Genomic DNA, 25,246 nt, shown 5'->3' on the forward strand with positions numbered 1-25,246 from the left:
AAGTACCCGGGATACTGACATGACTACCAGCATTATCGACCACCCACACGACGACCATCACGGCCATGATCACGCGCATGACCACGATCACGACCACCACATGCCGACCGGCGCCCGCCGCTGGCTGTTCGCCACCAACCACAAGGACATCGGTACCCTGTACCTGTGGTTCTCGTTCATCATGCTGCTCTCGGGCGGTGTGCTGGCGCTGATGATCCGCAGCGAGCTGTTCCAGCCTGGCCTGCAGTTCTTCCGTCCCGAGTTCTTCAACCAGCTCACCACCATGCACGGCCTGGTGATGGTGTTCGGCGCGATCATGCCGGCTTTTGTGGGCTTCGCCAACTGGATGATCCCGCTGCAGGTGGGCGCGTCCGACATGGCCTTCGCGCGCATGAACAACTTCTCGTTCTGGCTGCTGCCGCCGGCGGCGCTGCTGCTGGCCGGGTCCTTCTTCTCGCCGGGCGGCGCCACCGCCGCCGGCTGGACCCTGTACGCGCCGCTGTCGACCCAGATGGGCCCGGGCATGGACATGGCGATCTTCGCGATGCACATCATGGGCGCCTCGTCGATCATGGGCTCGATTAACATCATCGTCACCATCCTGAACATGCGCGCACCCGGCATGACCCTGATGAAGATGCCGATGTTCTGCTGGACCTGGCTGATCACCGCCTTCCTGCTGATCGCCGTGATGCCGGTCCTGGCTGGTGCGATCACCATGACCCTGACCGACCGCCACTTCGGCACCTCGTTCTTCAATGCCGCCGGCGGCGGCGACCCGGTCATGTACCAGCACATCTTCTGGTTCTTCGGCCACCCCGAGGTCTACATCATGATCCTGCCGGCCTTCGGCATCGTCTCGCAGATCATCCCGGCCTTTGCCCGCAAGCCGCTGTTCGGCTACGCCTCGATGGTCTATGCGACCGCCTCGATTGCCGTGCTGTCGTTCATCGTCTGGGCCCACCACATGTTCACCACCGGCATGCCGGTCACCTCGCAGCTGTTCTTCATGTATGCGACCATGCTGATCGCGGTGCCGACCGGCGTGAAGGTGTTCAACTGGGTTGCCACGATGTGGAAGGGCTCGATGACCTTCGAGACCCCGATGCTGTTCGCGGTCGGCTTCATCTTCGTGTTCACGATGGGCGGCTTCACCGGCCTGATCCTGGCCGTGACCCCGATCGACATCATCGTCCACGACACCTATTACGTGGTGGCGCACTTCCACTACGTGCTGGTGGCGGGCTCGCTGTTCGCGCTGTTCGCGGGCTTCTACTACTGGGGTCCGAAGTGGACCGGCCACATGTACCCTGAACTGCGCGGCAAGATCCACTTCTGGGCTTCGCTGATCACGTTCAACGTCACCTTCTTCCCGATGCACTTCCTCGGGCTGTCGGGCATGCCGCGCCGTTACGCCGACTACTCGACCCAGTTCACCGACTTCAACATGATCGCCACGATCGGCGCCTTCGGTTTCGGCCTGTCGCAGGTGTACTTCCTGTTCTTCGTCGTGCTGCCGACCATCCGCGGCGGCGAGAAGGCTTCGGCCAAGCCGTGGGAAGGCGCGGAAGGCCTGGAGTGGACCGTGCCGAGCCCGGCGCCGTTCCACACCTTCGAGAACCCGCCGCTGGTGAAGTAATGAACGATTCGCGCAAGTCCGTGCAACGCAAGAGCAATCGGCGCACGGCGCTGGTGCTGGCCGCGATCGCCGCCTTCTTCTTCGCGGCGGTGATCGTCCAGCGCCTGATCGCATGAGCCACGCAGCATGAGCCACGCACCATGAGTTACACCCCGAGCCAGCGCCTGCGCCTGAACCGCTCCACCCTGGTCAAGCTGGTGGTGGTGGCGCTGGGGATGTTTGGCTTCGGCTATGCGCTGGTGCCGGTCTACCGCCAGATCTGCGAGGAGCTCGGCATCAACGTGCTGACCCAGCAGGACGGCACCGTGGAGCGCCCGGCGAACACGCAAGTCGACAAGACGCGCACGATCACGGTGGAGCTCGACGGCAACGCCCAGGGGCCGTGGCGCTTCCGCCCGACCCAGCGCAGCATCCAGGTGCATCCGGGCGAACTGGCGACCGTGGTCTACGAAGTCGTGAACACCCAGGCGCGCAGCGTGAAAGCCCAGGCGATTCCGAGCTACGCGCCGCAGTCGGCGACGCCGCACTTCAAGAAGGTCGAGTGCTTCTGCTTCCGCGAGCAGCTCATGAAGCCGAACGAGGCGCGCCAGATGCCGGTGGTATTCTTCATCGATCCGAAGCTGCCCAGGGAGGTGAAGAACATCACCCTGTCGTACACCTTCTTCGAGATCGCCGGCGCGGTGGCGGCGAACTGATGGAAGGGCAGGAGCCGGGGCAGGGCGGCCGGAAGGGCGATGCGCCGGGAAAGAGGCAGGCCTCGTTCGCGGCCTCGATGAAAGCCGTGTTCTGGTCCTTCTTCGGGGTGCGCAAGCGCCGCGACTACGAGCACGACGCGGCCAACCTGAACCCGCTGCACGTGATCGTCGCGGCGCTGCTCGGGGTGGCGATCTTCATCGGCGTGCTGCTGATGCTGGTGCGCTTCGCGGTATCGCAGTAACAGCGCAGTAACAGCGCAGTAACAGCGCAGTAACAGAGTCAGATTCAAGGGTTTTTTGCAGCAGCCACAAATTCAACGCATTAGAAGATTGATCTAGGAGATGAAGATGAGTGTGTCAAAAACCGCGCCGCACTATTTCGTGCCCGGCCCTTCCATGTGGCCGATGGCCGGCGGCATCTCGATGCTGGTCACCATGGTCGGCGCTTCCGGCTGGGTCAACAGTGCCGCGTGGGGCCCGGCGGTCTGCCTCGCCGGCATCGCTGCCATGCTGGTGGTGCTGTATTACTGGTTCGGCGACGCCATCGGCGAGTCGGAATCGGGCCAGTACAGCCACCGCATCGATTCGTCCTACCGCTGGTCGATGAGCTGGTTCATCTTCTCGGAAGTGATGTTCTTCGCCGCCTTCTTCGGCGCGCTGTTCTATGCCCGCTCGATCACCATGCCCTGGCTGGCCGACCTCGACCACAAGGTCCTGTGGCCCGACTTCGCCGCCAACTGGGGCAATACCGGTCCTGCCGGCGTGGTCGAGAGCTTCAATACCATGGGCCCGTTCCCGATCCCGACCATCAACACCCTGTTGCTGCTGACCTCGGGCGTGACCCTGACCATCGCCCACCACGCGCTGCGCGCCGGCCACCGCCGCAATACCGCCGTGTTCCTGTTCGCCACCATCCTGCTCGGCGCCATCTTCATGGGCTTCCAGGCCTACGAATACATGCACGCCTATTCGGAACTGAACCTGAAGCTGACCTCGGGCATCTACGGCTCGACCTTCTTCATGCTGACCGGCTTCCACGGCTTCCACGTGACCCTGGGCGCGATCATGCTGTCGGTGATCCTGTACCGCGTACTGCGCGGGCATTTCACGGCCGATAACCACTTCGGCTTCGAAGGCGCCGCCTGGTACTGGCACTTCGTCGACGTGGTGTGGCTTGGGCTGTACGTGGTGGTGTACTGGTTGTAAGCTGCCGCAAGCTCGCTTGGCGAAGGGACAGCCAGCCGGCTGTCCCTTGTCATATCTGCCCCGCTCAGCGGATGCCGGTCGGCTGGATCCAGCCCATCTTGTACGAGAAGAGCAGGATCAGGAACAGGGTGATCGACAGGCCGACGCGTATCGCCAGCGCCTGCACGGTGCGGTTGCTGCGCCCCTTGTCGCGCATCAGGAAGAACAGGGCCGAGGCCAGGCTGGCGATGATCAGGATAAAGGCGATGGCAACGAAGATTTTCATGGACGGCCTGGCGGGATCGAGAGAAGGGTTTCATTGTAATGCGTTTGGCTTTCCGTTTTAGGCTCATCCCTTTCGTGGTGACGGTGTTATTGGTGGTGCTCGGTATTGCGCTGGGCAACTGGCAAACCCGGCGTGCGGAGGAGAAGCTGGCCATTGCGGCGCGGGTTGCCGAGCGGTCCGCGGCGGCGCCGGTCGTCCTCGACGCCGCGGCGGTTCAAGCGGCGGACCGCGTGGAGTCGGGACTCCACCCTACGAACGTCAGGCAGCTCGAATATCGACGGGCGCGGGTACAAGGCGAATTCGTCGCCGCCTGGCCCGTCTTCCTGGAGAACCGCCCCTACAATGGCCGCGCCGGTTTTTACCTGGCGATGCCATTTAGAATAGCGGGTTCGGATACCCATGTGCTGGTGCTGCGCGGCTGGCTGCCGCGCGACCCTGCCGACATCGCGCGCCTGCCTTCCTTTGCCACGCCTTCCGGCACGGTGGAGATCGAAGGCGTGGTCGTCGGCAGTGCCGGCCACGTCATGCAGCTTGGTACGCCGGGCAAGCTGGCGCCGGGGCACGCGTGCAGAACCTGGCCGTCGACGAGGTGGCGCGTGCCAGCGGCCTGGCGCTGCTGCCCTTCTTCGTGCAGCAGACCGGACCTGGTCAGCCGGGCGAGACGCTGGTGCGCGACTGGCCGCTGCCCGCCAGCGGCGTCGACAAGCACCGCGGCTATGCCTTCCAGTGGTACGCGCTGGCGGCCATGGCAGCCTTATTTTTTGTGATCACGGGATTTCGTAGTGGAAGAACACATGTCGCTTGAAAAGCAGAGCGGGGCAGGGCAGATGGGCGCCCAGGCAAAGCGAACGGGACGCTGGAAATTGTTCGCCGTGCTGCTGGTATGCGCGTCGCCCATCATCGCGTCCTACTTCGCCTATTACGTCATCAAGCCGAGCGGCCGTACCAACTACGGCACCCTGATCGACCAGCGCAGCCACCCGATGCCGAAGCTGCCCAGCACCACCCTCGACGGCCGGCCCAAGACGCTCGAGCACTATGCCGGCAAGTGGCTGATGGTGAAGGTGGGCGGCGCCGCCTGCGACCAGGAGTGCGAGGCCCAGCTGTTCGCGATGCGCCAGCTGCGGACCATGCAGGGCAAGAACATGGAGCGGGTCGAGCGCGTCTGGCTGATCACCGACGACGCGCAGCTCGACAACACGCTGATCCGCAAATATGACGGCATGCACCTGCTGCGCGTCCCCCGCGCGGCCCTGGGCAACTGGCTGCCGGTGGAGGCGGGCGGCAAGCTGGAAGACCACATTTTCCTGGTCGACCCGCGCAGCAACCTCATGATGCGCTTCCCGAAACACCCCGAGCCGCGGCGCGTCCACAAGGACCTGGCGAAGCTGCTGCGGGCCTCGGCGATCGGCTAGGCGATGGACGCCTCTTCCCTGTATGCGATGGCGCTCACGGCGCTGGCCGTGGCGGGTGTTCCGCTGTGTATTGTCTTGCTGTCGTCGGACGCGAACAAGTACCGCAAGCTGGTCTGGGTGATGGTATTCCTCACGTTCGACCTGATCGTCTTCGGCGCTTTTACGCGCCTGACCGACTCCGGGCTCGGCTGCCCCGACTGGCCGGGCTGCTATGGCGCCGCCAACCCCTTCATCGCCCACGAACAGATCGCGGCCGCCGAAGCGCTGATGCCGACCGGGCCGGTGACGAAAGCGAAAGCCTGGATCGAGATGATCCACCGCTACCTGGCCATGGGCATCGGCTTCCTGATCATGGTCCTGATGTGCGGATCGATCCATCAATGGATCAAGACGCACCGGCGTGCTTTTGCCCCCGGCCTGCCGGTGGCGCTGTTCCTGCTGGTCTGCGTGCAGGGCGCCTTCGGTGCCTGGACCGTGACCCTGAAGCTGCAGCCTGTCATCGTCACCATCCACCTGCTGCTGGGCATGACGCTGCTGGCCATGCTGGCCTGGCTGGGCGAGCGCGAAAACGCCTTGATGGCGCCGCCGGCACCGAGCCGGAACCTGGCCGCCTTGCATCGCCTGCGTTGGCTGACCCTGTTCGCCGCCGCCGTGCTGCTGGTGCAGATCGCCCTCGGCGGCTGGGTGAGCACCAACTACGCCACCCTGGCCTGCGACGAATTCCCTTTCTGCGACGGCAAGCTGGTGCCGGATATGGACTTCGAGCACGGCTTCACGCTCTGGCGCGAACTGGGCAAGACCGCCGCCGGCCACTACCTGCAGTTTTCGGCCCTGGTGGCCATTCACTGGGTGCACCGCAACTTCGCGCTGGTCGTGACCGTGGTGCTGGGGCTGGCCGCCTGGCGCGCCTGGCGCGAGCCGCAACTGCGCCGCACCGCCCGCCTGATCGCGCTCGTGCTGCTGGTCCAGCTGTTCACGGGCGTCGCGACGGTGTTCTTCGCCTTCCCGCTTGCCATTGCAGTTTTGCATAACGCCGGGGCCGCGCTCCTCGTCCTCCTGGTGACCATGTTAAACTACAAGGTCAAGTACTTACTCGAAGCGTCGCGGTACGCTGGCGTGAAGAGCGCCGCGGCTGCGAACTCGTATCGATGACCACCCAGACCGCCTTCCCGCCGACCAGCCGCATCTCCCAATACTGGACGCTGACCAAGCCCCGCGTGACCCAGCTCGCGGTGTTTTGTGCCGTCATCGGCATGTTCCTGGCCACCGATGGCTTCCCCGGCTGGCGCCCGCTGATTGCCGGCACGGCCGGCATCTGGCTGCTGGCCGGTGCCGCCTTCGCCGTCAACTGCCTGATCGAGGCCGAGATCGACGCGCGCATGGCCCGCACCGCGCGCCGCGCCACCGCCAGGGGCGAACTGACGCGCAACCAGACGCTCGTGTTTTCAAGCATCATCGGCGGCCTCGGCATGTGGGTGCTGTATGCCTTCGTCAACCCGCTGACCATGTGGCTGACCTTCGTCACCTTTGTCGGCTACGCCGTCGTCTACACCATCTACCTCAAGCCCGCCACGCCGCAGAACATCGTCATCGGCGGTCTGTCGGGCGCGATGCCGCCGGCGCTCGGCTGGGCGGCGGTCGCGGATGCGGTGCCGATGGAAGCCTGGCTGCTGGTGCTGATCATTTTCGTGTGGACGCCGCCGCATTTCTGGGCGCTGGCGATGTACCGGCGCGAGGACTACGCGCGCTCCGGCCTGCCGATGCTGCCGGTCACCCACGGCATGGCCTATACCGGCCAGCAGGTGTGGCTGTATTCGCTGGCCCTCGTTGCCACGACGCTGCTGCCCTACGCCGTGCGCATGAGCGGCCTGATCTACCTGGTGGCGGCGGTCCTGCTCAATGCCGTGTTCCTGCGCCACGCCTGGCGGGTACACAAGCACTACACCGACCAGGTCGCACGCAAGGCGTTTGCGTACTCCATCCTCTACCTGTCGCTGCTGTTCGCGGCGCTGCTGGTCGACCACTACTTCAGGTTCTGACAACATGAAAACACCGTTTTCCGCGCTCGCGCTGGCGGCCATGCTGTGCCTGCCCATGCTGTCCGGCTGCGACAAGCTGGCCTCGACCCCGCCTGTCTTCCGGAACACCGACCTGACGGGCCTGGACTATGCCAAGGGCTTTTCGCTGACCGACCAGAACGGCAAGCCGCGTACCCTGGCCGACTTCAAGGGCAAGGTGGTGGTGCTGTTCTTCGGTTACACCCAGTGCCCCGACGTGTGCCCGACCACGATGGCGGAAATGGCCGCCGTGATGAAGGAACTCGGCCCGGCGGCAAACGACGTGCAGGTGCTGTTCGTCACGCTCGACCCCGAACGCGACACCCAGGCGCTGCTGGCATCCTACGTACCGGCATTCGACAAGCGCTTCCTCGGCCTGCGCGGTACACCGGAGCAGACGGCGGCCACCGCCAGGGAATTCAAGGTCTTCTTCGCGAAGGTGCCAGGATCGGCGCCGGGCAGCTATACGGTCGACCACACGGCTGGCAGCTACGTGTTCGACCGCGACGGCCGCATCCGCCTGTTCCTGCGCCATGGCCAGGGTCCGGCACCCATCGTCCACGACCTGCGCCAGCTGTTGTGATGGTTTGTTGTGATGCTATGATGAGGTAAGACTACCTCATCATCTCCGACGGCATGGAACCACGCTCCGGCAGGAACTACACCCGCATCGCCACCGTCGTCCTGCTCACGCTGGGCTGCCTCTACGTCCTCAAGCCCTTCCTGCCGGCCATCCTGTTCGCCGCCGCTGTCGTCATCTCGTCCTGGCCCCTCTACCTGCGCCTGCTGCACGCGATGCAGGGGCGGCGCACGCTGGCCGCGCTGACGATGACGCTCTCGCTGACGCTGCTCGTCATCATCCCGCTGGCCACCGTCGCCTACAACCTGGCCGACGACGTCGCCACCACCTTCGGCCAGATCCGGTATGCGCTGGAGCACGGCGAACTGCTGCCACCGAGCTGGATCCGCGACCTGCCGTTTCTCGGTGAGACGGTCGACAACTACCTGCGCCAATTGGTCGCCAGCCGCGAGCAGATGCTGGCGCTGGCCCAGCGCATGGTCGAGCCGGCGCGGCATTACCTGATGGCCGGCGGCCTGATGCTGGGCACCGGCGTCGTGCAGATGAGCCTGGCCGCTTTCGTGAGCTTCTTCCTCTACCGCGACGGCCAGGCCTTGACCGCCGTGGTCTCGGTGACGATGGCGAAGGTGATGGGCGAGGGCGCGCAATCGGTCACCGACATCGTCAGCCAGACCACCCGCGGCGTCATGTACGGCCTGCTTGGCACGGCGCTCGCCCAGGCCCTGGTGGCGGCCATCGGCTTCTTCATGGCGGGCGTGCCGGCGGTGCCCCTGCTGTCGGTGCTGGTATTCGTCAGTTCGCTCATTCCGGTGGGGCCACCCATCATCTGGGGCGGTGCGGCGATCTGGCTGTTCTCCCAAGGCAGCACCGGCTGGGGCATCTTCATGGTGATCTGGGGCACGGTATTGATCAGCGGCGTCGACAACGTCGTGCGGCCCATGCTGATCAGCCGCGGCACCAGCCTGCCGTTCCTGCTGACCCTGCTCGGGGTACTGGGCGGGGTGATTGCCTTCGGCGTGGTCGGGATGTTCATCGGGCCGGTGCTGCTGGCGGTGGGCTACTCGCTGATGAGCGAATGGACAGGCACGCGCGACCCGATCGTCAAGCAGCAGGGCGACCTGGCGCCCTAGCGGCTGCCGGCACGCGCGCGGGGCAGGACGCAGCCCGCCGCAAAGCCGATCCCGGCACTACCCCAGACGAGGGCGGCGACGAATTCGAAGGCGTTGCGCAGTTCCGCGTATTTTGGAGGCCAGGCCTGGGCCGGACAGGGCGCCGCGGCGCGGTCAGGCCCCTCGTCCCAGCAGGCTGCGCAGCTTGTCGAAATCGATCGGCTTGGTCAGGTGGTGGTCGAAACCCGCCTCGACGGCCAGGCGCTTGTCCGCTTCCTGGCCCCAGCCGGTGGCGGCGATGAGCAGCATGCCGGCGCCGCGCGGCAGGGCGCGCGCCTTGCGCGCCAGTTCGTAGCCGTTCATGTCGGGCAGACCGATGTCGAACAGGGCCACTTCGGGCGCGAATTCGTCCAGCGCCATCAATGCGTCCTGCGCGCTGTGCACCGCGCGCGCGGTACAGCCATGCAGTTCCATGAACATGGCCAGCGTCTGGGCGGCGTCGGCATTGTCGTCGACCACCAGGATGCGCCTGGGCGCAAGGGCGCCACTGTCCTCGGCCGGTGCCGCGCAGTCCTGCGGCGTGCTCACCAGCGGCAGGCGTACCGTGAAGGTGCTGCCGCGGCCTTCGCCGGCGCTGTACGCCTCGACGCTGCCCCCGTGCAGGGCCAGCAGGCCGCGCACCAGCGCCAGGCCGATGCCCAGGCCGCCCTTGGAGCGGTCGAGCGCGGGTTTCAATTGGGAGAACATGCCGAACACGGCGTCGAGCGCGTGGCGCGGGATGCCGATGCCGTTGTCGCTCACCTCCACCACTGCCTGCCCGTTTTCGCACCACGCGCGCAGCGTGATGGCACCGCCGTCGGGCGTGTACTTGGCGGCGTTCGTCAGCAGGTTCACCACGACCTGGGTCAGGCGCGTGACGTCGGCGTCGACGATGACGTCATCGGCGGGCAGGGTGACGCTCAGGCTGTGGTGCGCCGCCTTCATCATCGGCGCGGCATCCTGGGCGGCACTGCGCAGCACGTCGGCGAGCGCGATCGGCGCGCGCCGCAATTCCGTGCGGTTCTGGGTGATGCGCGAGACATCCATCAGGTCGTCGACCAGGTGGGTCAGGTGGTGCAGCTGGCGGTCGAACACGGCCAGCAGCTGCTGCGGCGGCGGGCCGTCGCTGCGGCCGAGTTTGAGTACCTCGAGCGCGCTGCGCATCGGCGCCATCGGGTTGCGCAGCTCGTGCGACAGCGTGGCGAATTCGTCCTTGCGGCGGTCGGCGTCGGACAGTTCGGCATTCAGTGCACGCAGCTGCTGCTCGGCTTCCAGCTGGGCCGACAGGGCGCGCTCGGCGCTCTGGCGCGCCGCCAGCAGTTCGCGCTCGTAGGAGCGGCGGTCCTGACGACGAACAGCGCCCACTCGTCGACGACGCGCGCGTCGTCTCCGTCGCCACGGCGGCGGCGCTGGATGTTGACCAGCATCGGCACCCGTACGCCGGCACGGTCGAGCATGTCGATCTGGAGCTCGGCCAGCGAGCCCTGCATCTGCAGGATGGGGGTGCAGTGGGTCTGGTGGAACAGGCGCGCGCCGATCGGCAGGCGCTCCTGGATGCGCATTTGCCCGACCAGTTCGTCCTGGCTGAAGCCGAGCCAGCCGCAGACGGTGGCGTTCGCGCGCAGTACCAGGCCGGCCGTATCCGTCAGCAGCAAGCCGCAGGCGGCGTCCTCGTACAGGGCAGCGTCGGCGGGCAGCGTGGCGTCCATGTTCAGGGCAGCTGCTGTGCGAGGAAGGCGTCGATCGCCTGCGAGCTGGCGCAGGGTGCGCTCATGTGCGGGCAGTGGCCGACGTTGTCGATGATGTGCAAGACGCTGTGCGGCAGGTGCCGATGCAGGTAGTCGCCGACGCTGCGCGGCGCGATCAGGTCGTCGCTGCATTGCAGGATCAGGGCCGGCGTGTTTGACTGCGGCACGTCGGCGCGGTGGTCGGACAGGAAGGTGACGCGGGCGAAGTGCTTGGCGATTTCCGGATCGTTGCGGCAGAAGCTGTCGGTCAGCTCGGTCGCCAGTTGCGGCTGGCCCGGAGCGCCCATGATCGCCGGCGCCAGGCTGCTCGACCAGCCGAGGTAGTTGGCGTCCATCGTTTCCAGCAGTTCGTCGATATCGCCGCGGGCGAAACCGCCCACGTAGTCGCCGTCGTTGATGTAGCAGGGGGAGGGGCCGACCATGATTTGCGCCAGGAAGCGCTCGGGCGCGCGGATCGTCGCCAGCAGGCCGATCATGGTGCTGACCGAGTGGCCGACAAAAATCACGGATCCATCGGCGGCGCATTCGTCGATGATTTCCAGCAGGTCGGCGGCGTAGCCGTGCAAGCTGCCGTACTTGTCGCGGTCGTAGGCCGACAAATCCGAGCCGCCGCTGCCGACCAGGTCGAAAGTGACGATCCGGTAGCGCTCGGCGAAGGCCGGCGTCAACATGCGCCACATGCTCTTGTCACAGCCAAAGCCGTGAGCGAATACCATCGTGGTGGCGCCGCTTCCGGAAACAGATACGTTATTACGCTGGAGCACGCTCATCGTTTTCTCGGCTAATCATTTTTTTAACTTTGTTGCGCAACAGTGTACATCAGGTAACGTTTTGCACGCGTTATGGATTTGCAAAAATGAAAAATCCTGCCTCGGGGCAGGAGTAAAGCCTGCCGGGGCAGGCTTTACGGGTGCGTCATGACGCTCAGCCGTGCTCGTCGTCCTCGTCGCGCTCGAGCTGCGGGATCACCTTGATCAGCAGGATGCGCGGACCATTGGTTTTCTTGACCACCACGTCGAACTTCGGGAATTCGATGCGCTGGCCCTGCTTCGGAATATCGCCCAGCTTCGCCATCAGGAGGCCGCCGACCGACTCGACGTCGTCCAGCCCCATTTCCTCGTTGTCGATGTCGATGCCGAGCAGGCGTTCGAGCGAGAAGATCGGCAGGCTGGCCTTGCCGATATAGGTGCCGTCGGACTGCGGCAGCCAGTCGTTCTCGTTCATGCGGAATTCGTCGCGGATTTCGCCGACCATCGCGCCGAGCAGGTTGTCGAGCGTGATGAAGCCGACCGGACGCTTGCCCTTTTCGCCGATCAGGGCGAAGTGGGGCGCGCCGCTGCGGAAACGGCGGAAGATGTCCTGCGCCGGAGTGCGCGCCGAAATCGTCTCGACCGGGCGCAGGAATTGCGACAGGTCGCTGAGGTCCTTGCCCGACTGCTGGGCGAAGAACAGGTCCTTCAGGTGGATCACGCCCAGCACTTCCTCGCCTTCCTCGTCGAAATACGGGTAGCGCGAGAAGCGGTTGCGGCGCACGGTGTCGAGGTTTTCCTCGATCGGCTGGTCTTCGTGCAGGGCGATTACCTCGTTGATCGGCCGCATCAGGTCGGATACGGCCATTTCCGAGAATTCCAGCGACTGCGCCAGGATCTGGCGTTCGTCGTGGGTGAACTTCTCCTTGCCCGTGCTCGTGTTCGTGCGCAGGATCAGCTTCAGCTCGTCCGTCGAATAATGGGTTTCATGGCTGCCGGTGCCGGACAGTCCCGCCACCCGCAGCACCAGGTTGGCGCTGGCATTCAGGAGCCAGATCGCCGGGTACATGGCCCAGTAAAAGCCATAGAGCGGCAGCGCGGTCCACAGCGCCACCACTTCGGGGATACGGATCGCCAGCGACTTCGGCGCCAGTTCGCCGACGACGATGTGCAGGAAGGAGATGACGCTGAAGGCCACCACGAAGGAAACGCCGTGGATGATTTGCGGCGAGGTGACGCCGAGCATGCCGAACACCGGTTCGAGCAGGCTGGCAAAGGCCGGTTCACCGACCCAGCCCAGGCCCAGCGAGGCCAGGGTGATGCCGAGCTGGCAGGCCGACAGGTAGGCGTCGAGCTTGTCGTGGACCTTGGCCAGGATGCGTCCGCGCAGGCCGCTGGTCTTGGCGATGGCGCGCACGCGGGTCTTGCGCAGCGTGACGATGCCGAATTCGGCCGCCACGAAGAAGCCGTTCAACGCGACCAGGAACAGGGCGAGAACGACAAATAAAATATTTTCCATATGAAGGGTAAGTGAATAAAAGGTACTACCAAGAGCGCCTGACAAAATCTCCATGGCGGCGTTGCACCGTCTCGCCGTACAGGCGTACTGTCTTCGACGGTGCGCCTTGCCATGAAGGTTTTGTTAGGCGCTCTAAGACATTGTACAGCCCGCGTGCTGCTCAGGCGGCGGCAAGGCCCCCGTGCTGCGCCGCCGCCAGGATCGCTTCGACCGCCGGATGCTGGATCTTGCGCTCGTTCGAGATCGCGTAGAACTGCTCGCGCACTTCCGGCACGCGCCCGACCAGCACCGCCTTCAGCTGTTCGGCAAGGTCGTCGGCCAGCGCCGCCGGCGCGAAGAACAGGCCGTGCCCGCGCCGGCCGAAGGTGTTCAGTAGCGCGTTATCTTCAAATTCGCCGGCCACGTCGGGATGCACGCCCTGCATCTCGAACCATTCGTCGATGCGGGTGCGCAGCGCGTTGTTCCGGGTCGGCAGCAGGAAGGGCGCGCCGTCGAGTTTTTTCGGGAAGCCTTCCGCGTAGCGTGCGGCCAGCTCGGCCGTGCCGACGACCATCATCTCGCTCTCGAACAGCATGTGGCTGAACACGCGCAGGGTGCTGCCGCTGGGCAGGGCGCGGTCGGTCAGCACGACATCCAATTTATGCAGGGCAAGGTCGGCCAGCAGCGCCTCGTACTGGTCTTCGAAGCAGACCAGGCGCACCGGCGTGGGCAGCGTGGCGGTCGCTTCCAGCAGGCGGAAGGCCGTCAGTTTCGGCAGCGAGTCCGAGATGCCGACGGTCAAACGGGTGCGCAGGTGGCCGGCCTGGTCGAGCGCTTCCTGCATCTGCTCGCCCAGCAGGAAGATCTGGTCGGCATAGCCCAGCGCCAGGCGCCCGGCCTCGGACAGCGTCAGGCGCCGGCCCTGCTGGGTGAACAGGGACTTGCCGACGGACTGCTCGAGCAGGGTGATCTGGCTGCTGACGGTTTGTACCGCCAGCCCGAGGCGCTCGGCCGCGCGCGTGATGCTGCCTTCCTTGGCGACCACCCAGAAATAGTACAGGTGGCGAAAATTCGTTCCCGCGTTTTTCATCTCTTCCGTTTTTCCGAAGTAATGCTTCGATTATCTTCGCTTTTTCAATTGAGCGCACGACTCTACACTGCGCTTTATCAATTTTCACAACGAAGGGAAATCAATATGAAGCACTTTAGAGGATCTTTCCTCGTAGCGATCATCTGTCTGGGCCTGGCCGGCTGGTGGGGTTACGAACACGCGGGCTTGTCGGGCGCGCTGACGGCAGTCGGCGTTGCCGCCATCCTGTCGATCATGGAGGTGTCGCTGTCGTTCGACAATGCCGTGGTCAACGCCTCGGTCCTGAAGGGCTGGAACGAATTCTGGCTCAAGCTGTTCCTGGGCCTGGGTATGATCATCGCCGTGTTCGGCATGCGCCTGGTGTTCCCGCTGGTGATCGTGGCCGTTGCAGCCGACCTGGGACTGACCGAAGTGTGGAACCTGGCACTGTCCGATCCGAAAGGTTTTTCAAGCCACCTGACGGCGCACCATGCTGAAGTGGCGGCTTTCGGCGGTATGTTCCTGCTGCTGGTCTTCCTGAACTTCCTGCTCGACGCGGACAAGGAAACCCACTGGCTGGGTAACTTCGAGAAGAAGCTCGGTTCGCTCGGTAAAGTGTCGTCGATCTCGGTGATGATCGCGCTCGCTTCGCTGCTGTTCTCGATGAGCTTTGTCGAGGAAGCCAAGCAGATGATCGTCCTGACCGCCGGTATCTGGGGCATCCTGGTCTACGTCGGTGTCGACATGATCAGCAGCCTGCTGGAGAAGGAAGAAGAAGAGGGCGGTAACGTCGGCGACATGGTCAAGAAGGGCGGTATCGGCGGCTTCCTGTACCTCGAAGTGCTCGATGCATCGTTCAGTTTCGACGGCGTGATCGGCGCCTTCGCGATCACCACCGATGTCGTGATCATCATGCTGGGCCTGGCCATTGGCGCGATGTTCGTGCGTTCGATGACGGTCTACCTGGTCAAGAAGGGCACGCTGGACGAGTTCGTCTACCTGGAACACGGCGCGCACTATGCGATCGGTATCCTGGCCGTGATCATGATGGCCGGCATGATGGACATCCACGTGCCCGAGATCGTGACCGGTTTGACGGGTGTGGCCTTCATCGCGGCTTCGCTGTGGTCGTCGATCCGCTACAAGAAGAAGCATGCGGCGCTGGAAGCACGTGAAGGTGTGAAAGAGCTGGCGTAAGGGGTGACGGGGCGGTGGTGGTGTTTGCCGCCGTCCCGGATGCGGAAACCTTGTACCGCGTGGGCTCAAGAGCCCACCCTACGGTGCACGACTTTCGTAGGGTGGGCACTCGTGCCCACGCTGTCGCCCCGGCAGAACAGCGTAGTCGTAGCGTGATGCGGCCGGCGAGGCTCCCGACTCCACGCGGTACCGAGCAAAAACAGAGTCACAGAACAACGCGCAGCGCCACAACGGCTGCGCACAACGAACCGCACGGCGAGCGGCAGAACACCAGCTCGCTGTGCGTGGTTAAAACCGGTGTTCAACAAGAAGTCCTAACTTAGGAGATACACAAATGGCAATCAGTCTGCAAAAAGGCGGTAACGTCAACCTGTCGAAAGAAGCCCCTGGCCTGACCAACCTGAAAGTCGGCTTAGGCTGGGATACCCGCGCCACCGATGGCGCCGCTTTCGACCTGGACGGCGCTGTCTTCATGCTGAACTCGTCGGGCAAGGTACGCTCGGACGCCGACTTCATCTTCTACAACAACCTGAAATCAAGCGACGGCTCCGTGGTCCACTCGGGCGACAACAAGACCGGCGAAGGCGCGGGCGACGACGAAACCGTCGCCATCGACCTGACGAAGGTGCCGGCCGACGTCGACAAGATCGTGCTGGCCGTGACCATCCACGACGCCGACACCCGCCGCCAGAACTTCGGCATGGTCGGCAAGGCCTTCATCCGCTGCATCAATGCCAGCGGCGACGCGGAAATCGCCCGCTACGACCTGTCGGAAGACGGCTCGACGGAAGCTGCAATGATCTTCGGCGAGGTGTATCGTAACGGCGCCGACTGGAAGTTCCGCGCAATCGGCCAGGGCTTCCAGGGCGGCCTGGGCCCACTGGCCAAGAACTACGGCGTCAACGTCTAATTGATAGGTTTGCAGTCCCCGCCAGCGGGGGCTGTCTTTAAAAAAGAGGAAGCCTTAAAAAAATGCCAACTTTTACCGTGACCGGGGATGTCGATCCCTTCCTGCATGTGTCGATGAGGCGCGGCGAGACCATCTATTGCGAATCCGATGCGATGGTGATGATGGAATCGACGCTCGACCTGAAAGGCAAGATGAAGGGCGGGCTCGGCAGCGCGCTGATGCGTACCTTCGCCAACGGCGAGTCCTTCTTCCAGCAGCACATCGAAGCGACCCGCGGCGACGGCGACTGCCTGCTCTCGCCGACGCTGCCGGGTGCGATGCAGGTCGTCGATGTCGGCCCGAACAACTACATCATCAGCGACGGCGCCTTTGTCGCCGCCACGTCCGGCGTGGACCTGAAGGTGCGCACCCAGAGCGTCGGCAATGCGCTGTTCGCCAACAGCGGCGGCTTTTTTGTCACCGAGACCTCGGGTTCGGGCCAGGTGGTGGTGTCGGGATTCGGTTCGATGTCGGTGCTCGACGTGGAGCCGGGCAAGGACGCCATCATCGACAACTCGCACGTCGTGTGCTGGGACAGCACGCTGCGCTACGAGATCTCGATCACGACCGGTACCAGTGGCGGCTTCCTCGGTAACCTGATCAACAGCCAAACCAGCGGCGAGGGCATGGTCCTGCGCTTTTCGGGCAAGGGCAAGGTCTACGTGTGTTCGCGTAACCGTGCCGCCTTCAAGGCATGGATGCAGGCGCCCGCCAAGTAACGTCGCTCTTACGCGCACAAGGAGAAATACAATGACTGTCAGTCTGCAAAAAGGCCAGAAAATCTCGCTCTCGAAAGAGGGCGGCGGTTCGCTCACCCGTGTCACCATGGGACTGGGCTGGGATGCCATCAAGTCCAAGGGTTTCCTCGGCTTCGGCGCCAAAACCGAAAGCGTCGACCTCGACGCCTCGGTGGTGATGTTCGACGAATCGAACCGCGTGGTCGATACCGTCTGGTTCCGCCAGTTGAAGAGCAAGGACGGCAGCATCGTCCATACGGGCGACAACCGCACCGGCGCCGGCGACGGCGACGACGAGCAGATCAACGTCGATCTGTCCGCCGTGCCGGGCAACGTGAAATCGCTCGTCTTCACCGTGAACAGCTTCACCGGCCAGAACTTCTCGCAGGTGCAGAACGCCTACTGCCGCCTGCTCGACGCGACCGGCAACAAGGAAGTGGCGCGCTACGACCTGTCGGTGCAGGGCGCCCACACCGCCCAGGTGATGGCCAAGCTGTACCGCCACAACGGCGAGTGGAAGATGCACGCCATCGGCGAAAACGCCAGCGGCCGCACCTTCGACGACCTGATGCCGTCGATTACGCCCCACCTGTAATCTGATCGTTGTGTAAAAAAGACCGGGGACGCGTCCCCGGTTTTTTTGTTTACGTGCGCGAAAACTGCCGCTTCAGTCGTCGCTTGCCGGGTCCACCGGGAGGCACACCCATGGCTCATACATCATCACCGCTTCCACCCTGATGCCTGGCTGGAAGCAGATTTCGCCGCGCGTGATCAGGTCCATGGGCACCGCCGCGGAATACGTGCCCGATTCCGACCGGCTGGCGTAGCGGTGGCGATAGCTGGACGAGTCGGCGCTTTTGCCGGGCCGGTAGCGCACCAGCACCGTGGCATCCTCTGGCACGGGCAGGTCGAAACGCAGCGCAATGGCGTACGCGCCGTCCTCGTCCTCGTCCTCCTGTTCGACCAGGCTGCCGCGCGGCCGCGGCAATTGCGCGATCTGGCGCGCATACTTCGCTTCCAGTCCCTTCAGGTGGCGCGCATAATCGTCCAGCACGAGGTCGAGGTCGAACCCGGCCAGCTGGAACGCTGTCTGCCACAGCGCATAGCCGTTCAGGTCGCGCGGAAAATCCGCGCTTGCCAGGGCTTGCAGCAGGGTTTTCGGCGCTGCCGCGCCGTAGCGCTTGACCAGGCGGTCGACCAGAATCGCACCCAGCGGGTACTTGAGGTTGTCGTCCACCGTCCCGGCGAAGGCTTCCTGGTCGGCCAGCTGGCGCGGCGCGAGCATCCGCCGTGCCGAGACGGTGGCCGCCGCCAGCTCCTGCTTCGGGGTCACCCCGGCCTGCCGGTCCAGCGTGTTTTCCACCCATTCGGCCAGGCCTTCATTGAGCACCATCATCTTGTCCAGTTCGATCGAACGGGCGCCGCCGGCCAGGCGCGCCGCGAACACGTGGGCCGTCTCGTGCGCCAGGGGTGGAGGTCGCGTCCTTGCCGTTCACGTGCATGCGGATGCGGTCCTGGTAGGCCGTGCCGGCGTGGTTCTCGGTCGTGCCGGACAGGTCGACGTCGATCGGCGCCGCCCCTTCGATACCGAGCAGGGAGGCGACGGCGGCGAAGGTGCGGTCGGCCTCGTCGACCAGGGGACGCACCCGTGCGCTGCTCAGGGCCGGGTAGCTGAAGCTGTAGTGGCGCGTGCTCGCATGGGCACCGGCGATGGGCACGAATTCGAGGGCATCGGCGCGATCGCTGTCGCCGGCGCTCCCATCCTTGCCCTGCCTGTCGCGCTTGGCCACCAGCATGAAGCCCGCCAGCATGGCGGCCACCATCAGTGCGATACCGAGCCGCACGAGCCATCGGCGCGCCATGCCGATACGCTGCACCCGTGCGCGCGCACCTTGCCCGCGCTGGAGAACAGGACGAAGGAGAACGAGGCGAACAGCAGCGCCGCGCCGAGCTGGGTCCAGATGGTGGCCATGGGGAGCCGCCAGGTGGTCCCGGTAAAGCGCAGGCCCAGCAGGTCGGCGGTGTTGAGCAGCGCCGCGATCGACGGCGACCATTCCTGCAACAGCTTGATCCCGATCGCGCACAGCGCCAGTGCCAGCCAGGCCACATGGCGCAGGAAGCCCAGCAGCATGCCCGCCGTCAGCGCGACGGCAGTCGTCAGGCAGCACAGCGCGAACATCGTCAGCAGCAGCGTGGGCCGCAAGGCATGGTTGAGCGAGTCGTGCGTGGCCGCGTGCAGACAGGCGTGCATCAGCAGTGCGCCGGCAGGGAAGATCAGCAATACCAGCATCGCGGCGTTCAATTTCGCCATGAAGATGGCCCGGCGCGTCACGGGCAGGCCGTCGAGGAATTGCAGGGTGCCTTCGTCGATCTCCCGGATGAGCAGGTTGACGCCCAGGGCGAATCCCAGCAGGATCTGCATGGCCCCGAGCTCGTCGGACACCAGTTGCAGCCGGTCCGCGAAGGAATGGGTGCCGAAGGGGACGAGGAAAACATCGACGAGATCCATCAGCAGAAGCGCGAGCACGACCCAGACAAAGGGGCGCAGGCTGCGCAGCTCCTTGCGCAACAGGGCGCCGTTCATTTCACCTCCCAGCGCTGTGCCGCCAGCCTGGCACTGCAGCCGAGCAGCGCGTCGCGCCGCTCCACCGCGGTGAACAGGCGGGTGCCGCGCGCGAACGACGCCGGCAGCACGCCGGCGCGGGTGCTGTCGACCCTGGACAGCGCTTCCGGCGCGATTTCGCCATCCCATGGCCCCAGGGTCCGGTACAGGACCGAGAACGGCGGCACCTCGCCGGCCGCCGGCCCGGTCCGGTAATGCACCTCGAAGGTGTTCCCCGCCATGCGCTGCGCGCTGAAACGCACCTGCGGTACGGCGATCCGGTCGAGCGTGCCCGCCATGCGTGCCTGTTCGGCCTTGAACAGTGCGTCGAACTGCCGCGTCAACCTGGCCTGGCCCGGCGCGCCTGCCTGTGCCAGCAGCGCCGCAAAACCGGGGTCGAGCAGCGAGGCACGGGCGTCGCCCGGCGGGCGCTCGGCCAGCACCGAACGGCTCAGTACCGGAAGCGCGGCTCGCCCATCTGCTGGGCCAGCGAAGCGACCATCCTCCACGCCAGCGCATCGGCAAGGCAGGGGCCGAGCTCCTCGCGCACGCTCAGCCACGCGTGTACCGCGCGTTCGGCACCGCGGCCCCGGGCCTGCAACAGGCGCGCCGCGAAAGCGGCACGCAGCGCCAGCTTGTCCTGCTGTTGCGGCAGGTCGCGCGCCACCAGCCACTGCGCGGTACCGTCGAGCAGCCAGCGCCGGCTTTCCTCGGCGGCGCGGCCATGCGAATACCATTCCATCCACGAGGCCAGCGCATAGGCCCGGAATCCTTCGCGGTCGAAGCTGTCGCTGGTAAAAGCTGCGCGTACCACCACCCCGTCGGCATTGGGCAGCACCGCGCGCTGGAAGGCATCGCCATCGAGGGCATCGTCAGGCAGCGCCGTCAGTGCGGGAGTGTCGTGCAGGCCCAGAAAGCCTGCATGCGCGCCAGGTCGATTGAGATCGCATTGGCCAGCTGCTGGGCGACGCCTTCGGGGCCGGCGTCGCCGACCGCGACGGCCGGGCCGCCCTCGCTGCGCACCGCGTGCGCCAGTTTGTAGGGCGGCTTGGGTTTGCGTGCCTCGATCACCGTGAACGCCATGATCACTGCCAGGAAGCTGATGGTGACGGCGGATTTTTCGCGCGAGCGCATCCGGCGCGACAAGGCCACCACCAGCGAGCCTTCGGCCGACAGCGCCAGCGCGAAGGTCGCCACGACCAGCGCCGCGGCGATGCCGCAGGTGACCAGCACCTCCGACAGGGGCAGCACCAGCCTTTCGTAAACCATCGATTCCTGCGCCAGGTAGAAAGGCGCCCAGTTCTGGATAGCCAGTTGCCCGACGGCGTTCGCCGCCATCGTGCAGACAGCCAGCATGCTCCAGATGACGTAACGGTAACGGCCGGTCAAGCCGATGGCGAAGGCCAGTGCATAGCTGAACAAGGCGAAACTGGCGCTGCGGATGGCCACCATGGCGACGTAGTGCGGCGTCAGCGTGACCTTGTGGCGCGCCAGGAGCAGGGTTGCGCCCAGGCAGGCGCCCATCGCCAGCAAGAGCAGTGCGCACCCGAGCAGCCATTTCACCGCCAGCACCTGGGTACGGCTGACGGGCAGGGTTTCCAGGAACAGCTGGGTACGGCCCATGTATTCGCGCACGACCAGGCGGTTGGCCAGCACCAGCGCCATCAGGGGCACCATGATCGCGACAATTTTCTGATAGGCCACCATCGGGCTGCCCATGATCCCCGCCGCGCGCAAGGCGACAGCCTGCCCGAGCGCCAGCAACAGCAGCATGGCCAGCAGCACCCAGCGGTGCTCGCGCCACTCCTTGTAGAGGAGGGCGCGCATCAGGCGGTCACGCTGTCGGTGCGGGCAAAGGCCAGGAAGATGTCTTCCGGGACAGCCGCTCGGCGACGGCGCCTGGCGGCAAGGTGGCCCCGTCCCATAGCGTTGGATCGGCCTGCCAGATATCGCCGCGCAGCCGCGTGAAACCCTCGCCGGGAATCGCGTCGTCAAGCGCGACGATGCGCCGCACCTGCGTGCGCAAGGCACCGACTTCGCCCTCGAAACGGCAGCTGCCGGCCTGCACGATGCCGACGCGCTGTGCGAGCTGCTCCACCTCGCCGACCAGGTGCGAGGAAAACATCACCGTCGTGCCCTGTTCGCGCTGCAAGGCCTGCAATTGATCGTTGAACTCGCGCCGTGCCACCGGATCGAGCCCGGCCGTCGGTTCGTCCAGCAGCAGCAATTCCGGGCGCGGCGCCAGCGCCAGCGCCAGCCCCAGCTTGGTGCGTGTGCCGCCGGACATCTCCGACGCGCGCCGGTCGCGTGGCACGTCGAGCATGCGCAGCAGGCGCTGGAATTCGGGCGCGTCCCAGGTCGGATAAAAGCTGCCGACAAAATCGCCTAACTGGTCGGCCGTCATCCAGGGATAGAAATTCGGTTCCTGGCAAACGTAGCCGATGCGTTGCTTGAGCCCGGCCGGCATGCGTTTCACAGGGCGGCCGAGGACGGTGATGCTGCCGCTGTCCGGACGCAGCAAACCCATCAGCAGCTTGAGGGTCGTGGTCTTGCCGGCGCCGTTACGGCCGAGGAATCCGAACATTTCGCCCTGGCGCACGGTCAGGTTCAGGCCATCGAGGGCTTGCACCCGGCCATAACGGTGGGTGACGGATTCGAGCTCGACAGCGTTCATGTTGTTAACCGGAAATTAAGTTCGGTCATTATAGTATTGCCGATTGGTATTTTGGCAAGCTGTGCCGCGGGTTGCGGATCCGTTCGCAAGCGGATCATTCGTAGCGTAGGCGGGTTCCCCGCCTACGCGTTCAAGTTGTCCATGCTGACCGCTCTGGCGTCATGCAGGCATGGGTTGTACGCGTAGGCGGCGCATGGGCAACGGGAATGCGCACATTGCGGTCCGAGCCGCCTACCCTACGTTCAATATTTCTTGACATGATAGGGAAGCGAGTCTACTGTATTAATTAACTAATACAGTAGACACCATGACCTCCCACACCGCCCAGCTGTTTTCCATCACCACCGGCTCCTCCGAGCCGATCTATCGCCAGCTTGTCGAGCAGGTGCGGCGCATGGTGGCCGCCGGCCAGATGGCGCCCGGCGATGCCATGCCCTCGGTACGCGAAGTGGCGCAGTCGCTTGCGCTGAACCCGATGACCGTCTCCAAAGCCTACAGCCTGCTCGAAATGGAAGGCCTGCTGGCGCGCCGGCGCGGCATGGGCATGGTCGTCGCCGACCGCGTGCAGACAAGGCAAAGCGCCTTTGAACGCGCCGAACTGCTCAGACCCACATTAGAACGCGCCGCCATGGAAGCGCGTCAGCTCGAACTCGATCCAGACACCGTCCTCTCCCTCTTCACCCAGATCCTGAAGGAACAAGCATGAATACACCGATCGTCCAGCTGTCTTCGATCAGCAAGCAATTCGGCACTACCCCCATCCTCGCCAGCCTTGACTGGCAAGTGATGCCGGGCCAGGTCATCGGCCTGCTGGGGCGTAACGGCGCCGGCAAGTCGACCCTGCTCGAATGCCTGCTCGGCCTGCGCGAAACGGATGGCGGCAGCGTGCGCATCTTCGGCGAGGACGTGCGCAAGCTGTCCGACGCGAGCCGTGCCCGCATCGGCTACGTGCCGCAAAAGTCCGACCTGTTCGACTGGCTGACGCCGCGCCAGATGCTCGACTATTTCAAGGCCCTGTACCCGCGCTGGAACGATGCCAAGGTCGATGCGCTGCTGGCCCGCTGGGGCTTCGACCAGCGCATGCAGAACAAGGCGATCAGCAAGCTGTCGGGCGGCGAGCAGCAGCGCCTGTCGATCATCCGTGCGCTCGGCCCCGACCCGGATTTGCTGGTGCTCGACGAACCGGTATCGGCGCTCGACCCGATCGGCCGTCGCGACTTCCTGCGCGAACTGATCGACGGCGTGATCGAGCACGGCACCACGGTCGTGTTCTCGACCCACATCCTGTCGGACCTGGAGCGGGTGGCGCTGGACATCGCCTTCCTGAAGGACGGTACCATCACCCTGCAGGGCCAGCTCGACGAATTGCTGGAGGGCGCACGCCGCGTCACCGGCCCCGGTGCGATCCTCGACGGCGTGAAACTGGCCGGCGAATTGCGCCGCCAGCGTAGCCGTGACGGCACCGTCAGCGTGGTCACCCATGGCGGCGCCGTGCTCGGTGCGGTGGGCCAGCAGGCCGGCGTGCGCGTCGAGCCATTGAGCCTGGAAGACCTGTTCATCGAGGTGACGCAATGATCGCCGCCCTGAGGGATTACGCGATGCTGTGGCGTGCCGCGCTGGCGATCAGCCACCGGCGCACCAACCTGATGCTGGGCTGCATGGGCCTGGTGCTGGGCGCTACCGTCGCCACCCTGGTCATGCTCAAGAACGGGAATCCCGTCACCGCACTCGCCTACGCCCTGCGCGCCGTCTACGTGGTGCTGGCATTCGGCTGGCTGATGTATTTCGTTCCCGGCGCGATGAAGCTCAACACGCCGGCGAATGCCATCCTGGTGCCGCGCATGCGGCGCCGGCTGCGCGAGCTGACGGTGCTGGTGTGGGTTTCCGCGATCGTACTCAGTACCCTGATGACGATTGGCACGCCGATGCGGGTGTCGTATGTCTTCCTCGGCACCGGCTTCTGGCTGGCCGCCATGGCCCTTGGACGCAGCGGCAACTTCTGGGGCAAGTGCCTGCTGTTCGTGCTGCCGCTGTTCCCCATCCTGCATTCGTCGATACCGCCCGACTGGCGCGCGCTGCTCGTCACCGCACCGGTGCTGGCGGTGGCCACGATGCTGATGCTGGCGCTGGCGGCTTACACGCTGGAGACGATGTTCCCCAACGGTGGCGACCGTCATTACAGGCTGCAGGCCGAACAGAAGCTGATGACCGACCAGATGAGCATGGACGGCCAGTTCAGGCAGGCACGCACCCCGCGCCTGGGGCTGTGGGCCTACCAGGCGGTACTGCGTCGCGATATCGCAGGCCGCAGGGACGGGGCACTCCTGATGCACGTGCTCGGCCCGGCTACGCACTGGACCCAGCGCAACCTGTCGCTGCTGGCCCTGGTTCCGGGTGCCGCAATCGCCATGTTCCTGCTGCGCTACCAGTCCAGCGCCGCCACGCTCGAGATGATCGCCGAGGGCAGCTGGGTAGCCGCCTCATCGGCTCTGTTGGTCCAGCTGTTCGACTACGAGGGCCGCTCGATGCGTCTGGTGCACACCCGCGGCGAGCAGTCGCTGGTACGGCTGGCGCCCGGCATTCCGGGCAGCGCTGCCGCGTTCAACCGCAAGCTGGGCTGGCGCCTGCTGCGCGCTGCCTTGCTCGAGTGGGCCTGCATCACCGCGGTCGCGGTGGCAGTCGTCGCCATCACTGGCGGATCGAACGAGACCTTGTGGCGGGAACTGTTCATCTGCTGCCTGGCCCTGCCGCTGATTGCATCGAACCTGCGCGACCACGCCCGCCGCAGCGGCTCGGCCGGGTGGTGGATCGCGTTGGGGCTGGCCGCTTCGCTGGGCCTGTCGTTCGCTGTCGCAGTCCCGCTCGGGCGCATGCTGGATACGCCGGTCCTGCCGGTGGCAGCACTGGTGTCAATCGCGCTGGGAGCGCTGGCGGTAACGCTGCGCTGGCGCCGCGTGGCGGGCGCTCCCCACGCCTTCCCGGTGGGGCGCCTGGCCTGAACTGCAGCCGATGTTCAGC

The 25,246-nt window shown here is 65.2% G+C and carries 31 protein-coding genes and 1 pseudogene; 19 read left to right on the forward strand and 13 right to left on the reverse strand.

Annotated elements, in window-relative coordinates; genetic code table 11:
* Positions 1–19: 19 nt before the first annotated feature.
* The 5 genes from ctaD (at position 20) to G4G28_RS04920 (ending at position 3,540) form a co-directional block, all read left to right on the forward strand.
* Positions 20–1,639, forward strand: a complete 1,620-nt coding sequence (ctaD, locus tag G4G28_RS04905) for a cytochrome c oxidase subunit I (RefSeq protein WP_182991072.1) — start codon at positions 20–22, stop codon at positions 1,637–1,639.
* Positions 1,639–1,755: a cytochrome oxidase small assembly protein gene (locus G4G28_RS24880; RefSeq protein ID WP_210283283.1), complete on the forward strand. Its 117-nt coding sequence runs from the start codon at positions 1,639–1,641 to the stop codon at positions 1,753–1,755. Before ctaD ends, G4G28_RS24880 begins: the two co-directional genes overlap by 1 nt.
* Before the next feature lie 24 nt (positions 1,756–1,779).
* Entirely contained in the window at positions 1,780–2,334 is a 555-nt protein-coding gene (locus tag G4G28_RS04910) for a cytochrome c oxidase assembly protein (RefSeq protein ID WP_182991073.1), read from the forward strand.
* Positions 2,334–2,576 carry a DUF2970 domain-containing protein gene (locus tag G4G28_RS04915; protein WP_182991074.1) on the forward strand — a complete coding sequence of 81 codons (243 nt, stop codon included), beginning with the start codon at positions 2,334–2,336 and terminating at the stop codon, positions 2,574–2,576. The genes G4G28_RS04910 and G4G28_RS04915 overlap by 1 nt, the downstream gene beginning before the upstream one ends.
* 106 nt (positions 2,577–2,682) lie before the next feature.
* Positions 2,683–3,540, forward strand: coding sequence for a cytochrome c oxidase subunit 3 (locus tag G4G28_RS04920; protein WP_182991075.1), 858 nt, complete (start codon positions 2,683–2,685; stop codon positions 3,538–3,540).
* Positions 3,541–3,604: 64 nt separating this feature from the next.
* On the opposite strand, the gene G4G28_RS04925 is transcribed toward G4G28_RS04920, so the two are convergent.
* Positions 3,605–3,805, reverse strand: a complete 201-nt coding sequence (locus G4G28_RS04925) for a twin transmembrane helix small protein (RefSeq protein ID WP_182991076.1) — start codon at positions 3,803–3,805, stop codon at positions 3,605–3,607.
* A 38-nt stretch (positions 3,806–3,843) separates the two neighbouring features.
* Here G4G28_RS04925 and G4G28_RS27965 point away from each other — a divergent pair.
* From G4G28_RS27965 to G4G28_RS04955, 7 genes and pseudogenes are all read left to right on the forward strand, one after another.
* A pseudogene (locus G4G28_RS27965) lies at positions 3,844–4,251 on the forward strand (SURF1 family protein); the annotation flags it as partial.
* A gap of 119 nt (positions 4,252–4,370) precedes the next feature.
* The gene (locus G4G28_RS27970; protein ID WP_308601797.1) at positions 4,371–4,610 is read left to right on the forward strand and encodes an SURF1 family cytochrome oxidase biogenesis protein; all 240 of its coding nucleotides are present in this window, start codon (positions 4,371–4,373) and stop codon (positions 4,608–4,610) included.
* The gene (locus G4G28_RS04935) at positions 4,600–5,220 is read left to right on the forward strand and encodes a cytochrome C oxidase subunit I (RefSeq protein ID WP_229425463.1); all 621 of its coding nucleotides are present in this window, start codon (positions 4,600–4,602) and stop codon (positions 5,218–5,220) included. The genes G4G28_RS27970 and G4G28_RS04935 overlap by 11 nt, the downstream gene beginning before the upstream one ends.
* A gap of 3 nt (positions 5,221–5,223) precedes the next feature.
* Positions 5,224–6,372, forward strand: a complete 1,149-nt coding sequence (locus G4G28_RS04940) for a heme A synthase (protein WP_229507896.1) — start codon at positions 5,224–5,226, stop codon at positions 6,370–6,372.
* Positions 6,369–7,259: a heme o synthase gene (gene cyoE, locus G4G28_RS04945; RefSeq protein WP_182991078.1), complete on the forward strand. Its 891-nt coding sequence runs from the start codon at positions 6,369–6,371 to the stop codon at positions 7,257–7,259. Before G4G28_RS04940 ends, cyoE begins: the two co-directional genes overlap by 4 nt.
* A 4-nt stretch (positions 7,260–7,263) precedes the next feature.
* Positions 7,264–7,860, forward strand: coding sequence for an SCO family protein (locus G4G28_RS04950; protein ID WP_182991079.1), 597 nt, complete (start codon positions 7,264–7,266; stop codon positions 7,858–7,860).
* A gap of 53 nt (positions 7,861–7,913) precedes the next feature.
* Complete coding sequence (locus tag G4G28_RS04955) at positions 7,914–8,987, forward strand: AI-2E family transporter (RefSeq protein WP_182991080.1); 1,074 nt, start codon at positions 7,914–7,916, stop codon at positions 8,985–8,987.
* A gap of 153 nt (positions 8,988–9,140) precedes the next feature.
* On the opposite strand, the gene G4G28_RS04960 is transcribed toward G4G28_RS04955, so the two are convergent.
* The 5 genes from G4G28_RS04960 to nhaR form a co-directional block, all read right to left on the reverse strand.
* Positions 9,141–10,178, reverse strand: a complete 1,038-nt coding sequence (locus G4G28_RS04960) for an ATP-binding protein (protein WP_308602408.1) — start codon at positions 10,176–10,178, stop codon at positions 9,141–9,143.
* Positions 10,179–10,249: 71 nt separating this feature from the next.
* Positions 10,250–10,714: a PAS domain-containing protein gene (locus G4G28_RS27975; protein ID WP_308601798.1), complete on the reverse strand. Its 465-nt coding sequence runs from the start codon at positions 10,712–10,714 to the stop codon at positions 10,250–10,252.
* 2 nt (positions 10,715–10,716) lie between these two features.
* Positions 10,717–11,523, reverse strand: a complete 807-nt coding sequence (locus G4G28_RS04965; protein WP_182991081.1) for an alpha/beta fold hydrolase — start codon at positions 11,521–11,523, stop codon at positions 10,717–10,719.
* A gap of 154 nt (positions 11,524–11,677) precedes the next feature.
* Positions 11,678–13,021: a hemolysin family protein gene (locus G4G28_RS04970; protein WP_182991082.1), complete on the reverse strand. Its 1,344-nt coding sequence runs from the start codon at positions 13,019–13,021 to the stop codon at positions 11,678–11,680.
* 160 nt (positions 13,022–13,181) lie between these two features.
* Complete coding sequence (nhaR, locus tag G4G28_RS04975; RefSeq protein WP_182991083.1) at positions 13,182–14,090, reverse strand: transcriptional activator NhaR; 909 nt, start codon at positions 14,088–14,090, stop codon at positions 13,182–13,184.
* Positions 14,091–14,195: 105 nt separating this feature from the next.
* On the opposite strand from nhaR, the gene G4G28_RS04980 reads away from it, so the two are divergent.
* From G4G28_RS04980 to G4G28_RS04995, 4 genes are all read left to right on the forward strand, one after another.
* Positions 14,196–15,266 (forward strand): DUF475 domain-containing protein, encoded by a 1,071-nt coding sequence (locus tag G4G28_RS04980; RefSeq protein WP_182991084.1) that lies wholly within the window; start codon positions 14,196–14,198, stop codon positions 15,264–15,266.
* A 334-nt stretch (positions 15,267–15,600) separates the two neighbouring features.
* Complete coding sequence (locus tag G4G28_RS04985; RefSeq protein ID WP_182991085.1) at positions 15,601–16,176, forward strand: TerD family protein; 576 nt, start codon at positions 15,601–15,603, stop codon at positions 16,174–16,176.
* Positions 16,177–16,238: 62 nt separating this feature from the next.
* On the forward strand, positions 16,239–16,934 hold the full coding sequence (locus G4G28_RS04990; protein WP_182991086.1) for a TIGR00266 family protein: 696 nt from the start codon (positions 16,239–16,241) through the stop codon (positions 16,932–16,934).
* A 31-nt stretch (positions 16,935–16,965) separates the two neighbouring features.
* Entirely contained in the window at positions 16,966–17,547 is a 582-nt protein-coding gene (locus G4G28_RS04995) for a TerD family protein (RefSeq protein ID WP_182991087.1), read from the forward strand.
* 72 nt (positions 17,548–17,619) lie between these two features.
* On the opposite strand, the gene G4G28_RS05000 is transcribed toward G4G28_RS04995, so the two are convergent.
* From G4G28_RS05000 to G4G28_RS05030, 7 genes are read right to left on the reverse strand one after another with little or no spacing between them, the layout of a single operon-like run.
* Positions 17,620–18,399 (reverse strand): hypothetical protein, encoded by a 780-nt coding sequence (locus tag G4G28_RS05000; RefSeq protein ID WP_183108099.1) that lies wholly within the window; start codon positions 18,397–18,399, stop codon positions 17,620–17,622.
* Positions 18,332–18,814, reverse strand: coding sequence for a hypothetical protein (locus G4G28_RS05005; RefSeq protein WP_183108100.1), 483 nt, complete (start codon positions 18,812–18,814; stop codon positions 18,332–18,334). The genes G4G28_RS05000 and G4G28_RS05005 overlap by 68 nt, the downstream gene beginning before the upstream one ends.
* Positions 18,775–19,536: an ABC transporter permease gene (locus G4G28_RS05010; RefSeq protein WP_183108101.1), complete on the reverse strand. Its 762-nt coding sequence runs from the start codon at positions 19,534–19,536 to the stop codon at positions 18,775–18,777. The genes G4G28_RS05005 and G4G28_RS05010 overlap by 40 nt, the downstream gene beginning before the upstream one ends.
* Positions 19,533–19,997, reverse strand: coding sequence for a hypothetical protein (locus G4G28_RS05015; protein WP_183108102.1), 465 nt, complete (start codon positions 19,995–19,997; stop codon positions 19,533–19,535). Before G4G28_RS05015 ends, G4G28_RS05010 begins: the two co-directional genes overlap by 4 nt.
* Before the next feature lie 8 nt (positions 19,998–20,005).
* Positions 20,006–20,392, reverse strand: a complete 387-nt coding sequence (locus tag G4G28_RS05020) for a hypothetical protein (protein ID WP_183108103.1) — start codon at positions 20,390–20,392, stop codon at positions 20,006–20,008.
* A 47-nt stretch (positions 20,393–20,439) separates the two neighbouring features.
* Positions 20,440–21,381 (reverse strand): hypothetical protein, encoded by a 942-nt coding sequence (locus G4G28_RS05025; RefSeq protein WP_183108104.1) that lies wholly within the window; start codon positions 21,379–21,381, stop codon positions 20,440–20,442.
* Positions 21,382–21,388: 7 nt separating this feature from the next.
* Positions 21,389–22,228 (reverse strand): ABC transporter ATP-binding protein, encoded by an 840-nt coding sequence (locus G4G28_RS05030; RefSeq protein ID WP_183108105.1) that lies wholly within the window; start codon positions 22,226–22,228, stop codon positions 21,389–21,391.
* 307 nt (positions 22,229–22,535) lie between these two features.
* Between G4G28_RS05030 and G4G28_RS05035 the strand changes: the two genes are divergently transcribed.
* From G4G28_RS05035 to G4G28_RS05045, 3 genes are read left to right on the forward strand one after another with little or no spacing between them, the layout of a single operon-like run.
* Positions 22,536–22,934, forward strand: coding sequence for a GntR family transcriptional regulator (locus tag G4G28_RS05035; protein ID WP_182991092.1), 399 nt, complete (start codon positions 22,536–22,538; stop codon positions 22,932–22,934).
* Positions 22,931–23,803 carry an ABC transporter ATP-binding protein gene (locus G4G28_RS05040; protein ID WP_182991093.1) on the forward strand — a complete coding sequence of 291 codons (873 nt, stop codon included), beginning with the start codon at positions 22,931–22,933 and terminating at the stop codon, positions 23,801–23,803. The genes G4G28_RS05035 and G4G28_RS05040 overlap by 4 nt, the downstream gene beginning before the upstream one ends.
* Positions 23,800–25,227 carry a hypothetical protein gene (locus G4G28_RS05045; protein ID WP_182991094.1) on the forward strand — a complete coding sequence of 476 codons (1,428 nt, stop codon included), beginning with the start codon at positions 23,800–23,802 and terminating at the stop codon, positions 25,225–25,227. Before G4G28_RS05040 ends, G4G28_RS05045 begins: the two co-directional genes overlap by 4 nt.
* The last annotated feature ends 19 nt before the right edge of the window (positions 25,228–25,246 follow it).

Source organism: Massilia sp. Dwa41.01b, assembly GCF_014171775.1.
GTDB lineage: Bacteria > Pseudomonadota > Gammaproteobacteria > Burkholderiales > Burkholderiaceae_D > Telluria.

Excerpts from the sequence above, each read along its gene's own strand:
- G4G28_RS24880 (WP_210283283.1), top strand. The coding sequence starts at position 1,639 with ATGAACGATTCGCGCAAGTCCGTGCAACGCAAGAGCAATCGGCGCACG.
- G4G28_RS04950 (WP_182991079.1), top strand. The coding sequence starts at position 7,264 with ATGAAAACACCGTTTTCCGCGCTCGCGCTGGCGGCCATGCTGTGCCTG.
- G4G28_RS04935 (WP_229425463.1), top strand. The coding sequence starts at position 4,600 with ATGTCGCTTGAAAAGCAGAGCGGGGCAGGGCAGATGGGCGCCCAGGCA.
- G4G28_RS04955 (WP_182991080.1), top strand. The coding sequence starts at position 7,914 with ATGGAACCACGCTCCGGCAGGAACTACACCCGCATCGCCACCGTCGTC.
- G4G28_RS05010 (WP_183108101.1), bottom strand. The coding sequence starts at position 19,536 with ATGAACGGCGCCCTGTTGCGCAAGGAGCTGCGCAGCCTGCGCCCCTTT.
- ctaD (WP_182991072.1), top strand. The coding sequence starts at position 20 with ATGACTACCAGCATTATCGACCACCCACACGACGACCATCACGGCCAT.
- G4G28_RS04980 (WP_182991084.1), top strand. The coding sequence starts at position 14,196 with ATGAAGCACTTTAGAGGATCTTTCCTCGTAGCGATCATCTGTCTGGGC.
- G4G28_RS05035 (WP_182991092.1), top strand. The coding sequence starts at position 22,536 with ATGACCTCCCACACCGCCCAGCTGTTTTCCATCACCACCGGCTCCTCC.
- G4G28_RS04915 (WP_182991074.1), top strand. The coding sequence starts at position 2,334 with ATGGAAGGGCAGGAGCCGGGGCAGGGCGGCCGGAAGGGCGATGCGCCG.
- G4G28_RS04960 (WP_308602408.1), bottom strand. The coding sequence starts at position 10,178 with ATGGCGCCGATGCGCAGCGCGCTCGAGGTACTCAAACTCGGCCGCAGC.
- G4G28_RS04990 (WP_182991086.1), top strand. The coding sequence starts at position 16,239 with ATGCCAACTTTTACCGTGACCGGGGATGTCGATCCCTTCCTGCATGTG.
- G4G28_RS04940 (WP_229507896.1), top strand. The coding sequence starts at position 5,224 with ATGGACGCCTCTTCCCTGTATGCGATGGCGCTCACGGCGCTGGCCGTG.
- G4G28_RS05005 (WP_183108100.1), bottom strand. The coding sequence starts at position 18,814 with ATGGCGCGCCGATGGCTCGTGCGGCTCGGTATCGCACTGATGGTGGCC.
- G4G28_RS04920 (WP_182991075.1), top strand. The coding sequence starts at position 2,683 with ATGAGTGTGTCAAAAACCGCGCCGCACTATTTCGTGCCCGGCCCTTCC.
- G4G28_RS04970 (WP_182991082.1), bottom strand. The coding sequence starts at position 13,021 with ATGGAAAATATTTTATTTGTCGTTCTCGCCCTGTTCCTGGTCGCGTTG.
- G4G28_RS04995 (WP_182991087.1), top strand. The coding sequence starts at position 16,966 with ATGACTGTCAGTCTGCAAAAAGGCCAGAAAATCTCGCTCTCGAAAGAG.
- G4G28_RS04965 (WP_182991081.1), bottom strand. The coding sequence starts at position 11,523 with ATGAGCGTGCTCCAGCGTAATAACGTATCTGTTTCCGGAAGCGGCGCC.
- G4G28_RS27975 (WP_308601798.1), bottom strand. The coding sequence starts at position 10,714 with ATGGACGCCACGCTGCCCGCCGACGCTGCCCTGTACGAGGACGCCGCC.
- G4G28_RS04910 (WP_182991073.1), top strand. The coding sequence starts at position 1,780 with ATGAGTTACACCCCGAGCCAGCGCCTGCGCCTGAACCGCTCCACCCTG.
- G4G28_RS04985 (WP_182991085.1), top strand. The coding sequence starts at position 15,601 with ATGGCAATCAGTCTGCAAAAAGGCGGTAACGTCAACCTGTCGAAAGAA.
- G4G28_RS05030 (WP_183108105.1), bottom strand. The coding sequence starts at position 22,228 with ATGAACGCTGTCGAGCTCGAATCCGTCACCCACCGTTATGGCCGGGTG.
- cyoE (WP_182991078.1), top strand. The coding sequence starts at position 6,369 with ATGACCACCCAGACCGCCTTCCCGCCGACCAGCCGCATCTCCCAATAC.
- G4G28_RS04925 (WP_182991076.1), bottom strand. The coding sequence starts at position 3,805 with ATGAAAATCTTCGTTGCCATCGCCTTTATCCTGATCATCGCCAGCCTG.
- G4G28_RS05025 (WP_183108104.1), bottom strand. The coding sequence starts at position 21,381 with ATGCGCGCCCTCCTCTACAAGGAGTGGCGCGAGCACCGCTGGGTGCTG.
- G4G28_RS05045 (WP_182991094.1), top strand. The coding sequence starts at position 23,800 with ATGATCGCCGCCCTGAGGGATTACGCGATGCTGTGGCGTGCCGCGCTG.
- nhaR (WP_182991083.1), bottom strand. The coding sequence starts at position 14,090 with ATGAAAAACGCGGGAACGAATTTTCGCCACCTGTACTATTTCTGGGTG.
- G4G28_RS05040 (WP_182991093.1), top strand. The coding sequence starts at position 22,931 with ATGAATACACCGATCGTCCAGCTGTCTTCGATCAGCAAGCAATTCGGC.